The sequence below is a fragment of the Streptomyces sp. NPDC056061 genome, from assembly GCF_042266885.1.
Classification (GTDB): Bacteria; Actinomycetota; Actinomycetes; order Streptomycetales; family Streptomycetaceae; genus Streptomyces.
Genome location: NZ_JBHJWQ010000018.1, coordinates 1 through 19,915 on the forward strand (window position 1 = coordinate 1; position 19,915 = coordinate 19,915).

General features: G+C 72.4%; 14 protein-coding genes and 3 pseudogenes. 10 read left to right on the forward strand and 7 right to left on the reverse strand.

The window, feature by feature from the left end:
• The 4 genes and pseudogenes from ACFC79_RS23830 to ACFC79_RS23845 form a co-directional block, all read left to right on the forward strand.
• A pseudogene (locus ACFC79_RS23830) lies at window positions 1-503 on the forward strand (hydantoinase); the annotation flags it as partial.
• Window positions 504-626: 123 nt separating this feature from the next.
• A complete protein-coding gene (locus tag ACFC79_RS23835; RefSeq protein WP_376243282.1) occupies window positions 627-2,057 on the forward strand; it encodes a purine-cytosine permease family protein in 1,431 nt (476 codons plus the stop codon).
• 91 nt (window positions 2,058-2,148) lie between these two features.
• On the forward strand, window positions 2,149-3,744 hold the full coding sequence (locus ACFC79_RS23840; RefSeq protein WP_376243285.1) for a hydantoinase/oxoprolinase N-terminal domain-containing protein: 1,596 nt from the start codon (window positions 2,149-2,151) through the stop codon (window positions 3,742-3,744).
• The gene (locus tag ACFC79_RS23845; RefSeq protein WP_376243288.1) at window positions 3,737-4,810 is read left to right on the forward strand and encodes a DUF917 domain-containing protein; all 1,074 of its coding nucleotides are present in this window, start codon (window positions 3,737-3,739) and stop codon (window positions 4,808-4,810) included. Before ACFC79_RS23840 ends, ACFC79_RS23845 begins: the two co-directional genes overlap by 8 nt.
• 76 nt (window positions 4,811-4,886) lie before the next feature.
• On the opposite strand, the gene ACFC79_RS23850 is transcribed toward ACFC79_RS23845, so the two are convergent.
• The 4 genes from ACFC79_RS23850 to ACFC79_RS23865 form a co-directional block, all read right to left on the reverse strand.
• Entirely contained in the window at window positions 4,887-5,330 is a 444-nt protein-coding gene (locus ACFC79_RS23850; RefSeq protein ID WP_376243290.1) for an SPW repeat protein, read from the reverse strand.
• 190 nt (window positions 5,331-5,520) lie between these two features.
• A complete protein-coding gene (locus tag ACFC79_RS23855) occupies window positions 5,521-6,882 on the reverse strand; it encodes a cryptochrome/photolyase family protein (RefSeq protein WP_376243293.1) in 1,362 nt (453 codons plus the stop codon).
• A 137-nt stretch (window positions 6,883-7,019) separates the two neighbouring features.
• Entirely contained in the window at window positions 7,020-7,865 is an 846-nt protein-coding gene (locus ACFC79_RS23860) for a siderophore-interacting protein (protein ID WP_376243297.1), read from the reverse strand.
• A 48-nt stretch (window positions 7,866-7,913) separates the two neighbouring features.
• Window positions 7,914-8,822 (reverse strand): 5'-3' exonuclease H3TH domain-containing protein, encoded by a 909-nt coding sequence (locus ACFC79_RS23865; protein WP_376243656.1) that lies wholly within the window; start codon window positions 8,820-8,822, stop codon window positions 7,914-7,916.
• 425 nt (window positions 8,823-9,247) lie between these two features.
• On the opposite strand from ACFC79_RS23865, the gene ACFC79_RS23870 reads away from it, so the two are divergent.
• From ACFC79_RS23870 to ACFC79_RS23885, 4 genes and pseudogenes are all read left to right on the forward strand, one after another.
• The gene (locus ACFC79_RS23870; RefSeq protein ID WP_376243300.1) at window positions 9,248-10,321 is read left to right on the forward strand and encodes a glycine betaine/L-proline ABC transporter ATP-binding protein; all 1,074 of its coding nucleotides are present in this window, start codon (window positions 9,248-9,250) and stop codon (window positions 10,319-10,321) included.
• Window positions 10,314-12,944 (forward strand): annotated as a pseudogene (locus tag ACFC79_RS23875) (ABC transporter permease/substrate binding protein); the annotation flags it as partial. The gene ACFC79_RS23870 and the pseudogene ACFC79_RS23875, both read left to right, overlap by 8 nt.
• A gap of 202 nt (window positions 12,945-13,146) precedes the next feature.
• A complete protein-coding gene (locus ACFC79_RS23880; protein ID WP_376243658.1) occupies window positions 13,147-13,692 on the forward strand; it encodes a helix-turn-helix domain-containing protein in 546 nt (181 codons plus the stop codon).
• Window positions 13,693-13,769: 77 nt separating this feature from the next.
• Window positions 13,770-14,414, forward strand: a pseudogene (locus ACFC79_RS23885) (helical backbone metal receptor); the annotation flags it as partial.
• Here ACFC79_RS23885 and ACFC79_RS23890 read toward each other — a convergent pair.
• On the reverse strand, window positions 14,353-15,504 hold the full coding sequence (locus ACFC79_RS23890) for a TDT family transporter (protein ID WP_376243303.1): 1,152 nt from the start codon (window positions 15,502-15,504) through the stop codon (window positions 14,353-14,355). The pseudogene ACFC79_RS23885 and the gene ACFC79_RS23890 overlap by 62 nt on opposite strands.
• A 70-nt stretch (window positions 15,505-15,574) precedes the next feature.
• On the opposite strand from ACFC79_RS23890, the gene ACFC79_RS23895 reads away from it, so the two are divergent.
• Complete coding sequence (locus ACFC79_RS23895; RefSeq protein ID WP_376243306.1) at window positions 15,575-16,507, forward strand: LysR family transcriptional regulator; 933 nt, start codon at window positions 15,575-15,577, stop codon at window positions 16,505-16,507.
• 199 nt (window positions 16,508-16,706) lie between these two features.
• Here the strand turns inward: ACFC79_RS23895 and ACFC79_RS23900 are convergent, their stop codons facing one another.
• The gene (locus ACFC79_RS23900) at window positions 16,707-17,459 is read right to left on the reverse strand and encodes a gamma-glutamyl-gamma-aminobutyrate hydrolase family protein (protein ID WP_376243309.1); all 753 of its coding nucleotides are present in this window, start codon (window positions 17,457-17,459) and stop codon (window positions 16,707-16,709) included.
• Window positions 17,460-17,741: 282 nt separating this feature from the next.
• Window positions 17,742-18,470 carry a FadR/GntR family transcriptional regulator gene (locus ACFC79_RS23905; RefSeq protein ID WP_376243312.1) on the reverse strand — a complete coding sequence of 243 codons (729 nt, stop codon included), beginning with the start codon at window positions 18,468-18,470 and terminating at the stop codon, window positions 17,742-17,744.
• Between the two features lie 76 nt (window positions 18,471-18,546).
• Here ACFC79_RS23905 and ACFC79_RS23910 point away from each other — a divergent pair, with 76 nt between their 5' ends.
• Window positions 18,547-19,914, forward strand: coding sequence for a glutamine synthetase family protein (locus tag ACFC79_RS23910; RefSeq protein ID WP_376243315.1), 1,368 nt, complete (start codon window positions 18,547-18,549; stop codon window positions 19,912-19,914).
• Window position 19,915: the final 1 nt, after the last annotated feature.

Here is a 19,915-nt window from a genome sequence, read left to right on the forward strand (position 1 = left end):
TCGGTGCCCTGACCGGCGGCTATCCACAGGAGGCCGGCCCCGGCGAACGCTTCGGCGGCGTACCCGTCAGCCTGCGTTTCCCCGACCTGATCACGGTGCCCGCCGACGCGCACCGGGAACTTGCCGAGGCCGCCGACCGGATGCGCCCCGCGGCCGGGCCGCTGCCGCTGATCCTGGTGGGCGGCGGAGCGGACGGCGTGCCCGGCCCGGTGCTCACCGGATTCGATGTCGTACGGCCCGAGCACGGCGGCGTCGCCGGTGCCTTCGGCGCCGCGGCCAGCCCCGTCGGCGGGCAGTACGACCGCATCGTCACCCGGGGCCCCGGCCGTCGGCTCGACGCCGTGCGCGACGAGGTACGGGAGCTGGCCAGGGCCGGTGCCGTACGCGCCGGTGCCGACCCCCGGCGCGTGGAGGTCCGGTCCGAACCGGACCTGCCGGTGCCGTATCTGCCGGGAGCGGTGCTCCTGCGCGCCCGGGCCGCGGGACCACCGCTGCCGCTCTGAACCCGCCACCCCGCACTCTCCCCACCCCGCACTCTCCTCCCCGCCTCTCCTTTCCCGCGGAGCAGCCCGCCGCCGTGCTGCCGCGTCCCTCAGCCCATCCCGCACACCCGAGGACCCGCCCCCATGACCCAGCAGTTCGACGCCCGGCCGGACGCGCGCAGCGCGCCACGGCCCGAGCCACAGCCCCAGGACGAGGACTACCCGCTGGAGCGGGTGCCGCGCGCGGCCCGCTACTCCTGGTTCAACGTCGCCGTGCAGCGATTCGGGCAGCTCTCCGACCTCACCCAGTTCCTGCTGGGCGCCACGCTCGGCGCCGGGCTCTCCTTCTGGGGCGCGTTCTGGGCGTTCACGCTCGGCTCGGTGATCCTGGAGATCGTCTGCATCTTCGTCGGCATCGCGGGCATGCGGGAGGGGCTCTCCACGTCGATGCTGGTCCGCTGGACCGGGTTCGGCCGCTACGGCTCGACCCTGATCGGCCTCGTCATCGCGGTCAGCCTCTTCGGCTGGTTCGGTGTGCAGACGGCGGTCTTCGCCGCCGGACTGCACTCCATCGTGCCCGGACTTCCCATCTGGGCCTGGTGCCTGATCTGCGGACTCGGCGTCACCGCGCTGGTGCTGCGCGGCTTCCGCGCCATGGGCTGGACCGCGTTCGTCACCGTCCCCGCCTTTCTCGGGCTGGCGGGCTGGGCCATGGCGGTGGAGTTCTCCCGCCATCACATCGGCGACCTGGTGACCGCCGCGCCCTTCGGCGCCCACCTGTCCATCGCCACCGGCGCGACCATCGTCGCCGGTTCCTACATCGTCGGCGCCGTCACCACCCCGGACATGACCCGCTTCAACCGCAACACCGGAGACGTCGTCAAGCAGACCGTCGTCGGCATCAGCCTCGGCGAGTACGTCCTGGGTCTCGGTGGCGTGCTGCTCGCCTACGCGGTGAAGTCGTCCGACCTGATCGCCATCATCACGTCCTCCTCCGGGGTCATCGGTGTCATCGTCCTGGTATCCGCCACCGTGAAGATCAACAACTGGAACCTCTACTCGTCGTCGCTCGGCCTGATCGGCGCGGTGGAGGCGCTGTTCAAGGTCCGGCTGCACCGGGTCGGCACGACCGTCGTCATCGGTGTGCTGGGCAGCCTCGCCGCCGCGGCCGGAATCCTGGACCGGTTCACCGACTTCCTCACCGTGCTCGGCATCCTCACCCCGCCGGTCGCCGGAATCATGGTCGCCGAGTACTTCGTGGTGAAGAAGTGGCGACCGCAGCTCGACGCGTCCCGCTCCGCGGGACGGCTGCCCGAGACCGAACCCAGTTGGGTTCCGGCCACGATCGCCCTGTGGATCGTCGCCTCCCTGTTCGGCTGGCTCGGCGACCACTACCAGTGGTGGGGGATACCGGCGCTCAACTCCCTGCTGCTCGCCGGGGTCGGCTACGTCGTCGTCGGCAAGCTCGGCCTGGTGCGCGGCGTCCGTGAACTGCCGTTCGCCCAGCCCGCCCGGCCCGCCGCGGCGATCGAGGCGGAGCTGGACGCGGCCCGGTCGCAGAGCGCCACCGTCTGAGAGCCGGTCGGTCCTTCGGCCGGAAGGCCCGACCGGCTCCGACCCGCGGCCCCACCCCGACACCCCACCCGCTACGAAAGACGGACACACCATGCGCATCGGAATCGACGTCGGAGGCACCAACACCGACGCCGCCCTCCTGGGGGACGACGACCGGATCGTCGCCACCGCGAAGACCCCCACCACCTCCGACATCACCTCGGGCGTCACCGCGGCGATCCGGGCCCTCGACCCGCCGAAGGAGTCCGTCACCGCCGTCATGATCGGCACGACGCACTTCCTGAACGCGCTGATCGAGGGCGCCCGGCTGGCCCCCGTCGCCGCGGTGCGCCTCGGGCTGCCGGCCACGGCGGCCCTGCCCCCGATGACGGACTGGCCGGAGCGTCAGCGGGCGGCCGTCGGCGGGCACGGCTACCTCTGCCACGGCGGGCGGGAGTTCGACGGGCGTCCGTTGTCGCCGCTCGACCCGGAGGAGCTGAAGCGCACCGCCGCCGACATCGCCGCGCGCGGACTGACCTCGGTGGCCGTCTCCTCGGTGTTCTCCCCGGTCGCCGAGGAGGACGAGCGCCGGGCCGCCGAGATCCTCGCCGCGGAGCTGGGACCGGACGTCCACTTCTCGCTCTCGCACGAGCTGGGCCGGGTCGGACTGCTCGCCCGCGAGAACGCCACCGTCATCAACGCGGCCCTGCGCGACCTGGCGGCCGAGATCGTGGCGTCGTTCGCCACCTCGCTCGCCGACGTCTCGCTGACCGCCCCGTTCTTCCTGTCGCAGAACGACGGCACGCTGATGGACGTCGACTTCGCACGGGCCTACCCGGTGGCGACGTTCGCCTCCGGCCCCACCAACTCGATGCGTGGCGCCGCGTTCCTCTCCGGTCTCGGCGACTGCGCGGTCGTGGACGTCGGCGGCACCACCGCCGACGTCGGCATCCTGGCGGGCGGCTTCCCGCGCGAGGCCGCCGGGGAGAGCGAGGCCGCGGGCATCCGCACCAACTTCCGCATCCCCGACGTCCTCTCGCTCGGCATCGGCGGCGGTTCCCTGGTCTCGGCCGACGGGGACACCGGCCCCCGCTCGGTGGGCTACCGGCTCACCGAGGAGGCGCTGGTCTTCGGCGGATCCACCCTGACGGCGACCGACCTCGCGGTGGCCGCGGGCCGCGCCGACATCGGCGACCGCTCCCGCGTCGCCCATCTGGACCCGGAGTTCACGGCGCGCGCCCTGGACCGGATCGCCGAGCGGCTCGCCGAGACCGTCGACCGGATGCGTACCTCGCCCGATGCGCTGCCGGTGGTCGCGGTGGGCGGCGGCAGCGTGCTGGTGCCCGCTTCCCTGCCGGGCTTCGACGACGTGCGACGCCCCGGCCACTTCGACGTCGCCAACGCCGTCGGCGCCGCCATAGCCCAGGTCGGCGGCGAGGTGGACCGGGTCTTCCAGGTCCCCGAGGGCCGCCGGGACGCCGTGCTCGCGGAGGCCCGCGAGGAGGCCGTCGGCCGGGCCGAGAGCGCGGGCGCCAGGCCCGGCACCGTCCGCATCGTCGACGTGGAGGAGGTGCCGCTCGCCTATCTGCCCGGCGGCGCGACCCGCATCCGGGTCAAGGCGGTCGGCGACCTCGACCTGAACGGCATCGGCACCACCCGCGCCCCGGCCGGGGCGCGCGACACCTACGGAGCAGCGTCACATGCGTGAGATCAACCTCGACAACCTGGACGACATCGCCCGCGGCGCGGGCATCCTCGGTACCGGCGGGGGAGGCGACCCGTACATCGGCAAGCTGCTCGCCCGCGAGGCCATCCGCAGGCACGGACCGGTCCGGCTCGTCGCGTTCGACGAGGTGCCGGCCGACGCGACCGTCGTCCCGGTCTCCGGGATGGGCGCGCCGACGGTGCTGCTGGAACGCGTCCCGGCCGGCGGCGAGGAAGTGGCCGCCCTGCGCGCCCTGGAGAAGCACATCGGCCGCCGCGCCACCCACATCGCGCCGATCGAGGTCGGTGGCGTCAATTCCATGCTGCCCATCGCGTGCGCAGCGGAGGCCGGGCTTCCGCTGGTCGACGGGGACGCCATGGGCCGGGCCTTCCCCGAGGCGCAGATGGTCCTGCCCGGACTGATCGGGGTGGCCAACACGCCGATGGCGCTCGCCGACGACAAGGGCAACAGCATCATCGTCGACGCCGTCTCCAACCATGCCGCCGAACGCATCGCCCGGGCCGTCTGCGTGGAACTCGGCTGCCAGATCTCCAGCGCCGACACCGTGATGCGCGGCGACCAACTCGCCGAAGGGCTCGTCCCCGCCACGCTCACGCTCGCCGAACGGCTCGGCGCCGCCGTCCGTGAGGCGCGCGCGGCGCACACGGACCCGGTGCGTGCGGCCCGGGCCATGCTGTCCGGAACCCATCTGCTGACCGGCAAGGTCGTCGACGTCAGCCGCCGTACCGAGGGGGGCTTCGCCCGGGGCGGCGCCCGGATCGAGGGCGTCGGCGACGACACCGGCCGCCTCCTCGAACTCGGCTTCCAGAACGAGCACCTGCTCGCCACCCGGGACGGCGAGACCGTCGCCACCACGCCGGACCTGATCTGCGTGCTGGACACCGACACCGGTGACCCGGTGACCACCGAGGGGCTCCGCTACGGGCTGCGGGTGAGCGTGCTCGCGGCCCCGTGCGACCCGCGCTGGACCACCCCGGGCGGCCTGGCCCTCGCCGGACCGCGCTACTTCGGGTACGACGTGGACTACCTGCCGTTCCGGCGGGACTGACCGGTGGCGGGACACGACCCCGCCACCACCGCACGGCAGCCCGGTCCGTCCCTCGCGGACCGGCCTGCCGTCCCGGTCAGATCCTGCGCTTGCCGATCTTCATCGAGGCACCGACGCAGACCAGACCCAGCAGAACAGTCAGTCCGCCGACGATGACGTTGTTCAGGACGACGCCCAGGCTCGGGCCGCTGCCGACGACCCAGGTCGAGACGATCAACCACGCGCCGATGGCGCAGATGGCCCAGCTCAGGCCGTACATCCGTTCCGGCATGACGGTGAACCCGAGCCCCAGCACCGCGATCGCGATACCCATGATCAGGTTGTTGATCACCAGTGTCGGCTGGGACGCGGTGAAGTGCATCACCCAGGGCGAGATGGCGCAGTAGAGACCGACGAGGAACACCGGCGCGTCCACGAGCGCCACGTCACGCCCACCGAGCACGCGGGCGTAGCGATCACTCATTTCGGAAACATCGGGGTGACCGGCCATCTCACGGCCGGCGTGCGAGAGGTTCGACATGGGGTTCGTCTCCTTCGCTTCCGCGGACCGGGCCACCGCGTCGTGCGCGGGAGGCCCGCTCTGCCATTGTGCCCTTATGTGCCCCTTATGTGCAGTTTTCCGGCGGGGGGACTGCTGCGGGACGCCCGGCGGGGCAGGTACGCGATGCGCTGCACGGCGGACGGAGCACGGGCGGCATCCTCCGGGCGGTTCAGCCGAGGCCGCGGGCCCGTTCGAAGCGGGACCGCGCCGCGCCGAGGTCGACGAGCGGCGCCGGGTAGTCCGGGGCGGCCTCCCGGACGGCCGGCTTCCATGGTTCGTGGACGGCGCCGCCGGGCACCCCCGCCAGTTCGGGCACCCAGCGGCGCACGTACGTGCCACGGGGGTCGAACCGCCTGCCCTGGGCCACCGGGTCGAGGACGCGGTTCGGCCGGGTGTCCGTGCCCGTTCCGGCCGCCCACTGCCAGTTCAGCTGATTGTTCGCCAGGTCGCCGTCGACCAGCAGGTCCAGGAAGTGGGCGGCCCCGACCCGCCAGTCGGCGTACAGCGTCTTGGTCAGGAAACTCGCCGTCAGCATCCGTGTCCGGTTGTGCATCCAGCCCTCGTGCGCCAGTTGCCGCATGCCGGCGTCCACCAGCGGGTACCCGGTGCGGCCGGTCCGCCATGCGGCGATCTCGTCCTCGTCCGACCGCCAACGGTCGTCGCGCGGCCGGTAGTCGGCGTGGGCGGCGTCGGGACGGGCGGCGAGCACCTGGTGGTGGAAGTCCCGCCAGGCGAGTTGGCGGACGAACGCCTCGGCACCGGATCCGCCGCGGTGCCGCGCCCGGTGGACCACTTCGGCCGCCGAGAGGCAGCCGAAGTGGAGGTACGGGGAAAGGCGTGACGTCGCGTCACCCGCCAGGTCGTCATGGCCGTTCGCGTAATCGGCGAGCGGGCCGTTCAGCCAGGACGACAGCAGCCGGCGCCCCGCGGACTCGCCGCCCGCGGCGAGTCCCGGCGACACCCCGGTCACCTCGGACCGCTCCGGCAGTGGGGCGCCGGTCACCTCCTGCGGCAGCCGTACCGTCCGCGGGGCGGGCAGGGTGCCCCGGATCTCCTCGGCCTGCCACCGGCGGAAGTAGGGCGTGAAGACCGCGAAATGGTCGCGGCCCGCCGGGGTGATCCGCCCCGGCGCGAGTGCGGTGACCACCGCGTCGTGGACGTGCAGCGCGCAGCCGACCGACGCCAGTGCCGTACGCAGGCGCTCCTCGCGGCGCAGCGCGTAACCGCTCACCCCCGCGGCGACATGCAGGTCGCGCGCCCCCGTCTCCGCGGCCACGGCGCGGGCCGCGGAGACCACGTCCTCGTCCCGGACGACCAGTTGCCCGCCACGACGGCGCAGCCCCGCGTCGAGGTCCCGGAGGCAGTCCGCGAGGAACGCGCGACGGTTGGGGGCGTCGAAGCCGGCCCGCTGGATGCCCCGGTCGCGCACGAACAGCGGAACGACGGCGTCCGCGTCGTGTACCGCGGCCCGCAGCACCGGGTTGTCGTGCAGTCGCAGGTCGGAGGTGAACAGGGCCACGGAGACGGACATGGGCGGGTGTCCTCCTGATGTCGGCCCGTCGTCGCCCGCACCTGGCGACGGGTCCGCGGGCGCGGCGCGCGGCCGGGACGGCCCGGGCCTGCGCGCATCCTTCCACGGGTCGACGGCCCGCGCCCGCGGCGCGCGGCTCAGGCCGCCACGCCCTCCTGCTCGCGCTCCACCTGGGCGTTCCACTCGCGCTTGACCGAGCGCCAGGCGTCGTCGTTCTGGCCGAGCCGCCAGTACCCGGAGACCGACAGCCGGGGGAGCGGGATCCCGTGGTCCAGGCGCAGGTGGCGGCGGATCTCCTTCACGAAGCCCGCCTCGCCGTGGACGAACGCCTGGACGTCGCCCCCGGGGAACTCCAGCTCCCGCACGGCGGTGATCAGCGCCTCGCCGACCGGACGGTCCCCGCGGTGCAGCCAGGTCACCTCCACCCCGTCGGGCGTCACGATCTTCTGCTCCTCCGAGGCGTCCGCCACCTCGACGAACGCGTGCACCACCGCGCCCGCGGGCATCTGCTCCAGGGCGGCGGCCACGGCCGGCAGGGCGCTCTCGTCTCCCACCAGGAGGTGCCAGTCGGCCGAGGCGTCCGGCGCGTACCCCCCGCCGGGGCCGAGGAAGGTCACCCGCTCGCCGGGGGCCGCGCGCAGTGCCCACGGCCCGGCGAGTCCCTCGTCGCCGTGGACCACGAAGTCGATGGCCAGCTCGCGGGCGACCGGATCCCAGGAACGCACCGTGTACGTGCGGGTGGTGGGCCACAGTTCCCGGGGCTGCTCCTCACGGATCCGGGCCATGTCGAACGGGTGCGCGTAGTCCGCGCCCTCGGGGGCGAAGCAGAGTTTCACGTAGTGATCGGTGCACCCCGCGAGCCCGAAGTCGGCGAGTCCGTCCCCGCCGAGCACCACGCGCACCATGTGCGGGGTGATCCGCTCGGTGCGCAGAACCTCGGCCGCCTGAGCCTTGGGTGCCTGCCGTGCCGGTCGTTCTGCCACGAGGTTCTCCCTGAGTCGGATTTGCTTAGGCTTACCTAAGTTAGCATCTCAGGTGTGGAGTGTGGAGAGCAGCCGCCGCACCGCACCGCCCAGTCCCCACCGCTGCACGAGGGCGTCCAGGGCCATCGGGTCGCGCGGTTCGGCGGGAAGCGCGGGGTCGAACGCCGGTAGTGGCACGTCGCCGGCGACCCGGACGACCTTCGGTGCGACGGCCACGTAGTCCCGGGCCTCGTCGAGGCGCTTGCGCTGCGAGGGGGTCAGCCGGGACGACGGATCGTCGACCGCGGCCATGATCCCGGCCAGGTCGCCGTAGGAGTCGAGCAGCTTCGCCGCCGTCTTCTCGCCGATGCCGGGGACGCCGGGCAGGCCGTCGCTCGGGTCGCCGCGCAGCAGCGCCAGGTCGGCGTAGCCGGGACCGTCCACCCCGTACCTCTCCCGCAGCCACGTCTCGTCGGTCAGTTGGAGCGAGCCGACCCCCTTCAGCGGGTAGAGCACCCGCACGCCGCGGGCGTCGTCGACCAACTGGTAGAGGTCGCGGTCGCCGGTGACGATGTCCACCGGGCCGGTGGCACGGCGGGTGAGCGTGCCGATCACGTCGTCGGCCTCGTAGTGCGCGACCCCGACCCGGGCGATGCCGAGCGCGTCGAGCACCTCCTCGATGACCGGGACCTGGGGGGCCAGGGTGTCCGGGGTCTCCTCCTCGTCGGGCAGCCCCTGCGCGGTCTCCGTCGCCACCCGGTGCGCCTTGTACGAGGGGATGAGCTCCACCCGCCAGTGCGGCCGCCAGTCCGCGTCCATGCAGGCGACCAGGTCGTCCGGGCGGTGGTCCTGGACCAGGCGCGTGATGAAGTCGAGCAGCCCGCGCACGGCGTTGACCGGCGTCCCGTCCGGGGCGCGTACCGAATCGGGGACCCCGAAATAGGCGCGGAAGTAGAGGGAGGCGGTGTCCAGGAGCATCAGTCGTCGCGTCACACCCCGATGATGCCGCACCCCGCCGACGCCGTCCGCCGCTCGTGCCGTGGCCGGAAACGGAGGGTGGAGGAGGTCCGGAGGGGAGATGGTCCGGCACGGGTTCCCGGGCGACGTGCACGGTTCGGACGCGCATTGTTCGTCCGTCGGCGTGAACGCGTGACGAAAACTGTCCACGTGTGACCTGAGTCACTCTTGCGTTTGGCTCGTGTAAGTCCGGGCAGGCGCGCAGCCGGAGCGGATCACGTCGCAGTTTCCACAGATGCGCGTGCCATGCGGGCCGGATCCGCGCCGCTCCACGGTCTGCCGGAGGGGGTGGCAGACCGTTTTTCCGTTCTACGCGCGAGGTGTATGTGTCAAGGCTGCAAGCCGAGCACCTGTACAAGGTGTTCGGCAGAAGACCCGATCAAGCAGTGCGGAAGCTCGAGGGCGGCGCCGACCGCGACGAGCTCCGCGCCGACGGAACGACCGCAGCGGTGATCGATGCCTCGTTCACCGTGGAACCGGGACAGATCTTCGTCGTGATGGGTCTGTCCGGGTCCGGGAAGTCCACGTTGTTGCGCATGCTCAACGGACTCCTGGAGCCCACAGCCGGACGCGTGCTGTTCGACGGCCAGGACCTGACCGCCCTGAGCCCTGCCGAGCTGCGCCATGTCCGTTCCTCCAAGATCAGCATGGTGTTCCAGCACTTCGCTCTCTTCCCTCACCGGAGCGTGCTGGAGAACGCCGCGTACGGCCTCGAAGTGCAGGGGGTACCGCGTGCGGAGCGGGAGCGGCGCGCCGTCGAGGCGCTGGAGCTGACCGGCCTCGCGGGCTGGGAGAAGTCCTGGCCCGACGAACTGTCCGGCGGCATGCAGCAGCGCGTCGGGCTGGCCCGTGCGCTGGCCACCGACGCCGATCTGCTGCTGATGGACGAGTCCTTCAGCGCCCTCGACCCGCTGATCCGCCGCGACATGCAGGACCAGCTGCTCGAACTGCAGAAGCGCCTGAAGAAGACCATCGTCTTCATCACCCACGACCTCAACGAGGCGATGCGCCTCGGTGACCGCATCGCCGTGATGCGCGACGGGCGGATCGTCCAGCTCGGCACCGCCGAGGACATCCTGGTCACCCCGGCCAACGACTACGTCGCCTCCTTCACCCAGGACGTCGACCGCACCCGGGTGCTGACCGCGGGCGCCATCATGGCCGAGCCGCACACGGTCATGGGCACCAGCACGGACGACGGCAAGGAACTGCGCACCCCCGGCGACGTCCTGCGGGAGGCCCCGGCCACCGTCGTCGAGTCCACGCCGATCGCCGAGCTGTTCACGCCCTGCTCGCGCAGCGGCGTCGCCGTCGCCGTCACCGACGCGAAGGGCAAGCTCGTCGGTGTCGTGCCGCGCGAGCGGCTGCTCGCCGTCCTCGGCGAGCCGATGAGCCCCGCCGAGGTCCCCCAGGACGTCACGCCCGGCGCGGTGAGCACGAAGAAGGTGGCCAGTGTTTAGGCTCCCCCTCGGCGACTGGGTCGACTCCGCCGTCGACTGGCTGCAGACCCACCTCGCCTGGCTGTTCGACGCGATCAGCGCGATCGTCAGCGGCATGTTCGACGGCATAGCCGCCGTGCTCTCCGCCCCCGCACCCCTGCTCTTCGCGGGCATCGTCGCCGTCATCGCCTGGTGGCTGCGCGGCCTGCTGGCCGGTGGCCTCGCCTTCGTCGGCTTCGCCGTCATCGACTCCGTCGAGCTGTGGGACGAGGCGATGGACACCGTCACCCTGGTGCTCGTCGCCACCATCATCGCGCTGGTGCTCTCCGTGCCGCTCGGCATCTGGGCGTCCCGCTCGAAGGCCGTGAGCGCGGTGACCCGGCCGGTCCTGGACTTCATGCAGACCATGCCCGCCATGGTCTACCTGATTCCCGGCGTCATCTTCTTCGGCGTCGGCGTGGTCCCCGGCATCATCGCCACCATCATCTTCTCGCTGCCCCCGGGCGTCCGGATGACCGAGCTCGGCATCCGCCAGGTCGACGGCGAGCTGGTCGAGGCCGCCGAGGCGTTCGGCACCACCCGGCGCAACACCCTGCTGCGGGTGCAGCTGCCGCTGGCCCTGCCCACGATCATGGCGGGCATCAACCAGGTCATCATGCTGGGCCTGTCCATGGTGGTCATCGCCGGCATGGTCGGCGGCGGCGGCCTCGGCGGCGCGGTCTACCGCGCCATCGGCAACGTCGACGTCGGCCTGGGCTTCGAGGCGGGCATCTCCATCGTCATCGTGGCGATGTACCTGGACCGGATGACCGGCGCGCTCGGCCGGGAGGTCTCGCCGCTCGCCCGCAGGGCGCTCGCCAGGGCGCAGGTGATGGCCGGCGGTCCGAAGATCTGGAACCACCGCCCGCAGCCCGTCGTCGCGGTCGTCGGCATCGTCGTCCTCGCGCTCGTCGCGGGCGGCATGGGCATCTTCGGCTCCGGCGGCTCGGACAAGCACGACACCGCCTCCGACGCCAAGATCGGCGCCGGCAAGAAGATCAGCATGGGGTACATCCCCTGGGACGAGGGCATCGCCTCCACCTTCCTCTGGAAGGAGATGCTGGAGCGCCGGGGCTTCCAGGTCGACGTCAAGCAGTACGAGGCCGGTGCGCTCTACACCGGCATGGCGGCCGGCCAGATCGACTTCGAGACGGACTCCTGGCTCCCGGTCACCCACGCCAGCTACTGGAAGAAGTACCAGGACCGCCTGGAGGACCTGGGCTCCTGGTACGGCCCCACCTCGTTGGAGCTCGCCGTCCCCGCCTACCTGAAGGACGTCCAGTCGCTGGAGGACCTCAAGGGCAAGGCGTCGCAGTTCAAGGGCCGGATCGTCGGCATCGAGCCGAGCGCCGGCGAGATGGGCCTGCTCAAGGACAAGATCCTGCCGGGCTACGGCCTGGACAAGGAGTACAAGGTCGTCGACGGCTCCACGCCCTCGATGCTGGCCGAGCTGAAGCGCGCGTACGCCAAGAAGGAACCGATCGTCGTCCCGCTCTGGTCGCCGCACTGGGCGTACAACCAGTTCGAGCTGACCAAGCTCAAGGACCCCAAGGGTCTCTGGGGCAAGGGCGACGGCGTCCACACACTGGCCCGCAAGGGCTTCTCCGCCGACAACCCCGAGGTCGGCGCCTGGCTCAAGAACTTCAAGATGACCGAGGACCAGCTCACCGGTCTGGAGGCGGAGATCCAGAAGGCCGGCTCGGGCAACGAGCAGGACGCCGTCCGCACCTGGCTGAAAGCCAACCCCGGCGTCGCCGACAAGTGGACCCCCGTTGCCGGTGCCGTCAAGGCCGCCAAGAGCGCGAACGGCACGGACGAGCGCGACCGCCCCGTCGAGGTGGCGTGGTTCCCCTGGGAGGAGGACATCGCCGCCACGTACCTGTGGAAGGCCGTCCTGGAGGAGCGCGGCTACAAGGTCAACCTCAAGCAGTTCGAGGTCGGTCCGATGTACACCGCCATGTCGCGGGGCCAGATCGACGTCCAGTTCGACGGCTGGCTGCCGTACACCCAGAAGAACTACTGGGACAAGTACGGCTCGCAGCTGACCGACATCGGTTCGTGGTACGGCCCGACGTCCATCGAGGTCGCGGTGCCGTCCTACGTGAAGGACGTCAAGTCGCTCGCCGACCTCAAGGGCAAGGCGTCGCAGTTCAAGGGCCGGATCGTCGGCATCGAGCCGGGCACCGCCACGATGGAGAACCTCAAGAAGAACGTGCTGCCGACGTACGGCCTGGACAAGGAGTACCAGGTCGTCGACTCCTCGACGCCGGGCATGCTGGCCGAGCTGAAGCGCGCGTACGCCAAGAAGGAGCCCATCGCGGTCCTGCTCTGGACGCCCCACTGGGCGTACAACGAGTACGGCATGACCAAGCTCGCGGACCCCGAGAAGGCCTTCGGTGACGGCGACCGGCTGCACACCATCGCGAGCAAGGACTTCCCGAAGACGTACCCGCAGCTGACCAAGTGGTTCAAGAACTTCAAGCTCGACGAGGAACAGCTCGCCGGCCTGGAGAACGAGATCCAGAAGCGCGGCGCGGGCCACGAGCAGGAGGCGGTGAGGGCGGGGTGGCCCCCCACCCCGGCAATCGTGTACCCTTGGCCCCCGCTGTCGCACCGGGTGCCCCCGTTGGGGGGGGCCCCCGCCGCGGGGGGGGCCCACCCCTTCCGGGTGTCCGGACGGCCGCTCGCGGCGGGCGGCGGTGTCCCGGGCGCCGGTCCCGGGCGCGGTCGATACCGGCCGTCCTTGCGCAACCGTGTGCGTAAGGTGCCCGAAACCGGAAGGATGGCGCATCGGGAGGGAGCCGGACATGGAGGAGAAGGAAGCACTCCGCGTGGGCGCCGCGATTCGCCGGCGGCGCAGATCCCTGGGGCTCACACTGGCCGCGGTCGCGACCCGCAGCGGCCTGTCCGTGCCGTTCCTCAGCCAGATCGAGAACGAGCGGGCCCGGCCCAGTGCCACGTCCTTGGACCGGGTCGCCGACGCCCTGGAGACCACCACGGCTCGGCTGCGCGCCGCCGCGGACTCGGCACGCGCCGTCGACGTCGTACGGGCCGCCGGGGGCGACGGGACCCGCAGGGTGGTGCGCGGACGCCACCAGCTCAGTGCCCTGGAGTTCACCGGCGAGATCGATCTCGGACGCGAGTTCCAGCACCGCAACGACGAGGTGATGTACGTGGTGCGGGGCGCCGCGGAGGTCGAGGCCGAGGGGCAGGCGTACCGGCTGGAGGAGGGCGACACACTGTTCCTGTCCGGCGGGGTGCGGCACCGCTGGAGGGCGACCGTGCCCGGCACCCGGCTGCTCGTCGTCGCGGTCGCCGAGCACATCGACGCCACCTTCGACCCGCGCCGCTGAGAGGGGTGTCCGCCGTGCGCGTCGTCTCGCTGGTCCCGTCGCTCACCGAGGCCGTCGCCGTCACCGATCCCGGCCGGCTGGTCGGTGTCACCGACTGGTGCACGTACCCGGCCGGTCTGACCGCCGCCCGGGTCGGGGGCACGAAGAATCCCGACGTCGCCGCGATCGTCGCACTGCGGCCCGATCTCGTCGTCGCCAACGAGGAGGAGAACCGGGCGCCGGACCTCGCGGCGCTGCGGGCGGCCGGGATCGAGGTGCTGGTCACGGAGATCCGCACCCTGGACCGGGCCTTCGGGGAACTGGAACGGGTCCTGGCCGCCGCCTGCGGCCGGCCCCGGCCGCAGTGGCTGGACGAGGCCGAGGCCGCCTGGGCCGTGCTTCCGCGGCCCGGGGCCCCGCGCCGGGCGGTGGTGCCGATCTGGCGCAGGCCCTGGATGGTGCTGGGCCGCGACACCTTCGCGGGCGACCTGCTGTCCCGGCTCGGCGTCCACAACGTCTACGCCGACCACCCCGAGCGCTATCCCCGAATCCCGCTCGGCGAACTCAACGCCTCGGGCGCCGACCTGGTGGTGCTGCCCGACGAGCCGTACCGCTTCACCGCGGACGACGGGCCCGAGGCGTTCCCCGTGCTGCCGGCCGCCCTTGTCGACGGGCGGTTCCTCACGTGGTACGGGCCGTCGCTGGTGCGGGCGCCTGCGGCGCTGCGAGCAGCACTCCGCTGACCAGCCCGCGTGCCGTCCGCAGCCCGGCCACCGCCCACGCCGTCACCAGCAGCGCGTACAGGGCGACGGCCAGCCAGGTGTACGCGGTGAGCCCGGTGTGCCGGGCCAGCCCGGCGGCGCCCGTGACACACGTGCCGACCGGGAAGGTGAAGCCCCACCAGGTCATGGCGAACGTCATGCCGTTGCGCACGGCGCGCACCACCAGTGCGACGGACAGGGCGAGCCACATCAGCGCGAAGCCCATCACCGGAACGCCGTACAGCACGGCGAACACCTCGAAGCCCGCCGCGTACGACGCCGGGACCACGCCCCCGGCCACGTCGGCGAGCTGGTTGACCGCGGTGGTCGACTGTCCCAGCGGCCCGAGGACCAGGAACAGCGTGGGCGTCAGGGCGAGCGGCAGCGGACCGAGGTGGACCAGCCGGGCGAAGATCAGCGGCAGCATCACCAGCGTGGCCAGCAGACTCAGGCCGAACATCGCATAGCACGCCAGCAGCAGTGCCTCCCGCCACTGACCGGCGGGCAGCTCGGGAATCAGCAGCGGCCCGAGGGCCGCGGAGACCATCGGGGCCACCACCGGCAGCAGCCACACCGGCGTCGCGTTGCCCGGCTCGATGCGGTGGCGCACCACCATCAGGTACGGGATCATGACCGCCGCGACCAGCCCGATCACCGTGCCCGACGTGTACAGCACCGCGTCCACGGCCACCGCCGCCCCGTGCCCGATGACGTCCCGGCCGACGACCATGGTGGAGCCGCCGACGGCCAGCAGAGCCATCGAGAGGCAGCCGTAGAACGGGGCGACCGCGGGGTCCAGCAGATGGGTCCGGGCCTGATCGCGGTGGGCGGCCCAGTGCCCGGCACGGGCCGACAGCAGCACCGCCAGCATGACCGCCGCGAGTGCCCAGACCACCGTGCAGGCGACCCGCAGCCCGGGGACGTGCACCGGCAGCGCGACCCCCGCGCTCGCCACGATCGAGGTGCCCATGACACTGGCGTACCAGTTGGGGCCGATGTGCCGGAGTCGGGGGAGGGGAGGGACGTCGGCGTGCGGAGCCGAGGACTGTCGGGTCGGTGAAAAGATGGCCATGCCACGATTCTTGTGAGGCGGGCGGAACCCCACCAGGGACCTCGTCCCTATGAGGTCATAAGCTGATCTTATGGCTGTTGACGTGCACGTTCCGCTCTCCCACCGGGTCCCCGACCTCGGCGCGCTGGAGCTGCTGCTCGCCGTCGCCCGGCACGGCAGCCTGGGGCGGGCGGCCCGCGAGACGGGGGTCAGCCAGCCCGCCGCCAGCAGCCGCATCCGGTCCATGGAGCGGCAGCTCGGGCTGGCCCTGCTGGACCGCTCGCCCCGGGGCTCCCGGCTCACCGACGCCGGCGTGCTGGTCACCGACTGGGCGCGCCGGGTCGTCGAGGCGGCCGAGGCATTCGACGCCGGTGCGCAGGCGCTGCGCGACCGGCGGGACTCCCGGCTGCGGATCGCCGCCTCCATGACGATCGCCGAGTACCTGCTGCCCGGCTGGCTGATGGCGCTGCGCGCCGAGCGGCCGGACACCGCGGTCTCGCTGCTCGCGGGGAACTCGGCGGCGGTCGCCGGACGGCTGCTCGCCGGTGAGGCCGACCTCGGCTTCGTGGAGGGGCTGTCCGTGCCGGAGGGACTGGACGGCACGGTCATCGCCCATGACCGCCTCGTCGTCGTGGTCGCGCCGTCCCATGCGTGGGCCCGTCGCCGCACGCCGCTGACGCCGCAGGAGCTGGCCGCCACCCCGCTGGTCCTGCGGGAGCCGGGCTCCGGAACCCGTCAGGTGCTGGACGCGGCCCTCGCCGTGCACGGCGGCCTCGCCCCGCCGCTGCTGGAACTCTCCTCGACCACCGCGGTGAAGGGCGCGGCCCAGAGCGGCGCCGGACCGTGCGTCCTGAGCGAGCTGGCACTGGGGGAGGAGCTGTCGACCCGGCGCCTGGTGGAGATCCCGATCGGTGGGATGCGGCTGCGGCGCCAACTGCGCGCGGTCTGGCCGGCCGGTCACCGCCCCACGGGGCCCGCGCGTGACCTGCTGACGCTGACGGCGCGGGACGCCCGGCCGGAGTGAGCGGGCGCGGTACCGGGCCGCGCGGCCCGGCAACTGCGCCCCGTGCGCGTCCGGTGCGCGAGCGCCGACGGCCCGCACGCCCGCCCCCGACGGCCCGCACGCCCGCCCCCGACGGCCCGCACGCCCCCGGCCGGGCCGCGCGGACGGACCCGGTCGCCTCGTGCGACGGGTGGGTCCGGCCGCGCGCGTCCCCCGATGCTCAGGCGCTCGTCCGCCGCGGTCCCGCGAGATCTCGCAACGGCGTACCGGCCGGGGCCGGACCGGTCGACGCGGCGGCCACCAGTGCCTGCGCCACGCGCAGGTCGTCGCCCATCTCGGGGTGCCACTGCACCCCGAGCACCCACTGCGGTCCCGGCAGTTCGACCGCCTCGACCGTGCCGTCCGCCGTGTGCGCCGACGGAACCAGATCCGGGGCGAGCCGTTCCACGCACTGGTGGTGGTAGGTGGGCACGGCGCACTCCTGGGGCACGATCGACGCGTAGCGCGTCCCCGGTACCGGCACCACCGGGTGCGAGCCGAGGACGCCGGTGGCCCCCAGCGGACCGCCGTGGCCGTCCAGATGCTGCGTCAGGGTGCCGCCGAGCGCCACGTTGAGCAGCTGCATGCCGCGGCAGACGCCGAGCAGCGGGGTACCGTTCGCCAGCGCGGCCCGGATCAGGGCGGTCTCCCAGGCGTCCCGCTCCGGCGCGGGCGGCCCGGTCCGGAAGTCCCGCTCCGCCCCGTACAGCGTCGGCTCCACGTCCGGACCCCCCGCGATGACGAGACCGTCCAGCCGGGCAACTGCCGTCGCGGCCCGGGTCGGCTCGTCCGGCGGCAGCAGCACGGCGAGCCCGCCGGACCGCTGGATCAGCCGCGGATAGGCGGCCGGGAGGAGCGCGGCGGGCAGCTCCCACACGCCCCAGCGGGCCACGGGCTCCAGATAGGTGGAGACGCCGATGAGAGGTTCGGGCACGGGACGGTTCCCTCCGGGTCGGCCGCCCGCGGGGGCGGAGCGCTGTTCCAGGGCTGCAATGGTGGCAGAGAATACCTTTGCGGCGGAGGGGGATCGCCCGCTTCCGCGCACGTGACGCGCGGCTCCGGCCGGAGCGGTCCGAAGTGTTCCGGAGCGGTCCTGAGCGGTCCGGAAGGAAGAGATCCGAAACGGTCCGGAGGGACTGCCGGAGCGGGCGGCGGTCCGCGCGCGGACGTGTGCGACCGGGCCCGGGACGGCCGCCCGCCATTGCCACCCGGGTCGTCAGGCCAGGAACCCGCGCAGCAGCGCGGCCGTACCGGCGCAGTGTTCGCGCGTCATCGCGCGCGCCGCCTCCGCGTCCCCGTCCAGGACCGCCTCGACGATGCCCGTGTGCTGGTGCTGCGAGTGCTCCAGGTTCCGCACGAGCAGAGGTATGCAGTCCAGCAGGTCGTTCACGGTGGCCCGGACCGCCGCGTACTGCGCGGTCAACGAGGGTGCCCCGGAGAGTTCGGCCAGAGTCAGGTGGAACAGGGTGTCGCGCCTGCGGTACTCGGGCAGAGGTGCCTCGTGAGTCGCCGCCAGAGCCGTCCGCAGCCGGTCCGCGCCCGCGTCCGTCAGCCCCTGCGACGCACACAGCCCGGCGGCCCCCGCCTCCAGTACCTCGCGGAAGCGCAGCACGTCCTCGATGTCGACCGACTCCACCCTCCGGCGCAGCTCCGCCTCGCCGGGGCTCTTGGTGCGCGGCAGCACGAACGTGCCGCCGTAGCGCCCGCGCCGGCTCTCCACCAGGCCCTGGTCGTGCAGCACCCTCAGCACCTCGCGCAGGGTGACCCGGCTGATCCCCAGCAGCTCGGCCAATTCCCGCTCGGCCGGCAGCCGCCCGCCGTCCGGCACCAGCCCGAGCCTGACCACCTGGAGGATCTGCTCCAGCGCCTCCTCGAAGCCGTTGCCCGCCCGGACCGGCCGCAGCACCGGCAGCAGACGGTCGGTGAACTCGTCTTCCTCGGCCACACCCCGTGTTCCCTTCACAATCAATGGTTCTCTTGCGTACCTTAAGCCTTCCGGCCGACCCAAGGAGGAATGTCCCGTGGCAGACCGAACGGCACCGCTCGGCATCGAGGAGCTGCGCACCCGGGTCGGAAACGGCGAGATCGACACCGTCGTCCTCGCCTTCCCCGACATGCAGGGACGCCTCCAGGGCAAGCGGTTCGCCGCCCGCCACTTCCTCGACGAGGTCGTGCAACACGGCACCGAGGCCTGCGACTACCTGCTCGCCGTCGACACCGACATGAACACCGTCGACGGATACGCGATGTCCTCCTGGGACAGCGGCTACGGCGACTTCGCCCTGCACGCCGACCTCTCCACCCTCCGCCCGGTCCCCTGGAACGAGGGCACGGCCCTGGTCATCGCCGACCTCACCCACCAGGACGGCTCGCCCGTCGCCGCCGCGCCCCGCCGCATCCTCGACCGCCAGCTGGAACGACTTGCCGAACTCGGCTACACCGCCCACGTCGGCACCGAACTCGAATTCATCGTCTTCAGGGACACCTACGAGCAGGCATGGGACCGCGACTACCGCGGCCTGACCCCGGCCAACCGGTACAACGTCGACTACTCCGTCCTCGGCACCGGCCGCGTCGAACCCCTGCTGCGCCGCATCCGCAACGACATGGCCGCCGCCGGACTCACCGTCGAGTCGGCCAAGGGCGAGTGCAACCCCGGGCAGCACGAGATCGTGTTCCGCTACGACGAGGCCCGGGTCACCTGTGACCAGCACGCCGTCTACAAGACCGGTGCCAAGGAGATCGCCGCCCAGGAGGGCGCGGCGCTCACCTTCATGCCGAAGTTCAACGAACGCGAGGGCAACTCCTGTCACATCCACCTCTCGCTCCAGGCCACCGACGCACCCGGACACAACGTCATGGCCGACCCGAACGGCGGCATGTCCGCCGTGATGCGCCACTTCCTCGCCGGCCAACTGGCCACCCTGCGCGACTTCTCCCTCCTCTACGCACCCAACATCAACTCCTACAAGCGCTTCCAGCCCGGCTCCTTCGCCCCGACCGCCGTCGCCTGGGGGCACGACAACCGCACCTGCTCGCTCCGCGTCGTCGGCCACGGCCGCTCGATGCGTTTCGAGAACCGGCTGCCCGGCGGCGACGTCAACCCGTACCTCGCCGTCGCCGCGATGGTCGCGGCCGGCATCCACGGCATCGAGAAGGGCCTCGAACTCCCCGAACCGTGCGAGCGCAACGCCTACACCTCCGACTACGCCCACGTCCCCACCACCCTGCGCGAGGCCGCCGAACTATGGGAACGCAGCGAGGTGGCCCCGGCGGCCTTCGGCGACGACGTCGTCGCGCACTACCACAACATGGCCCGCGTCGAACTCCGAGCCTTCGACGCGGCAGTGACCGACTGGGAGCTCCGCCGCTCCTTCGAACGCCTGTGAG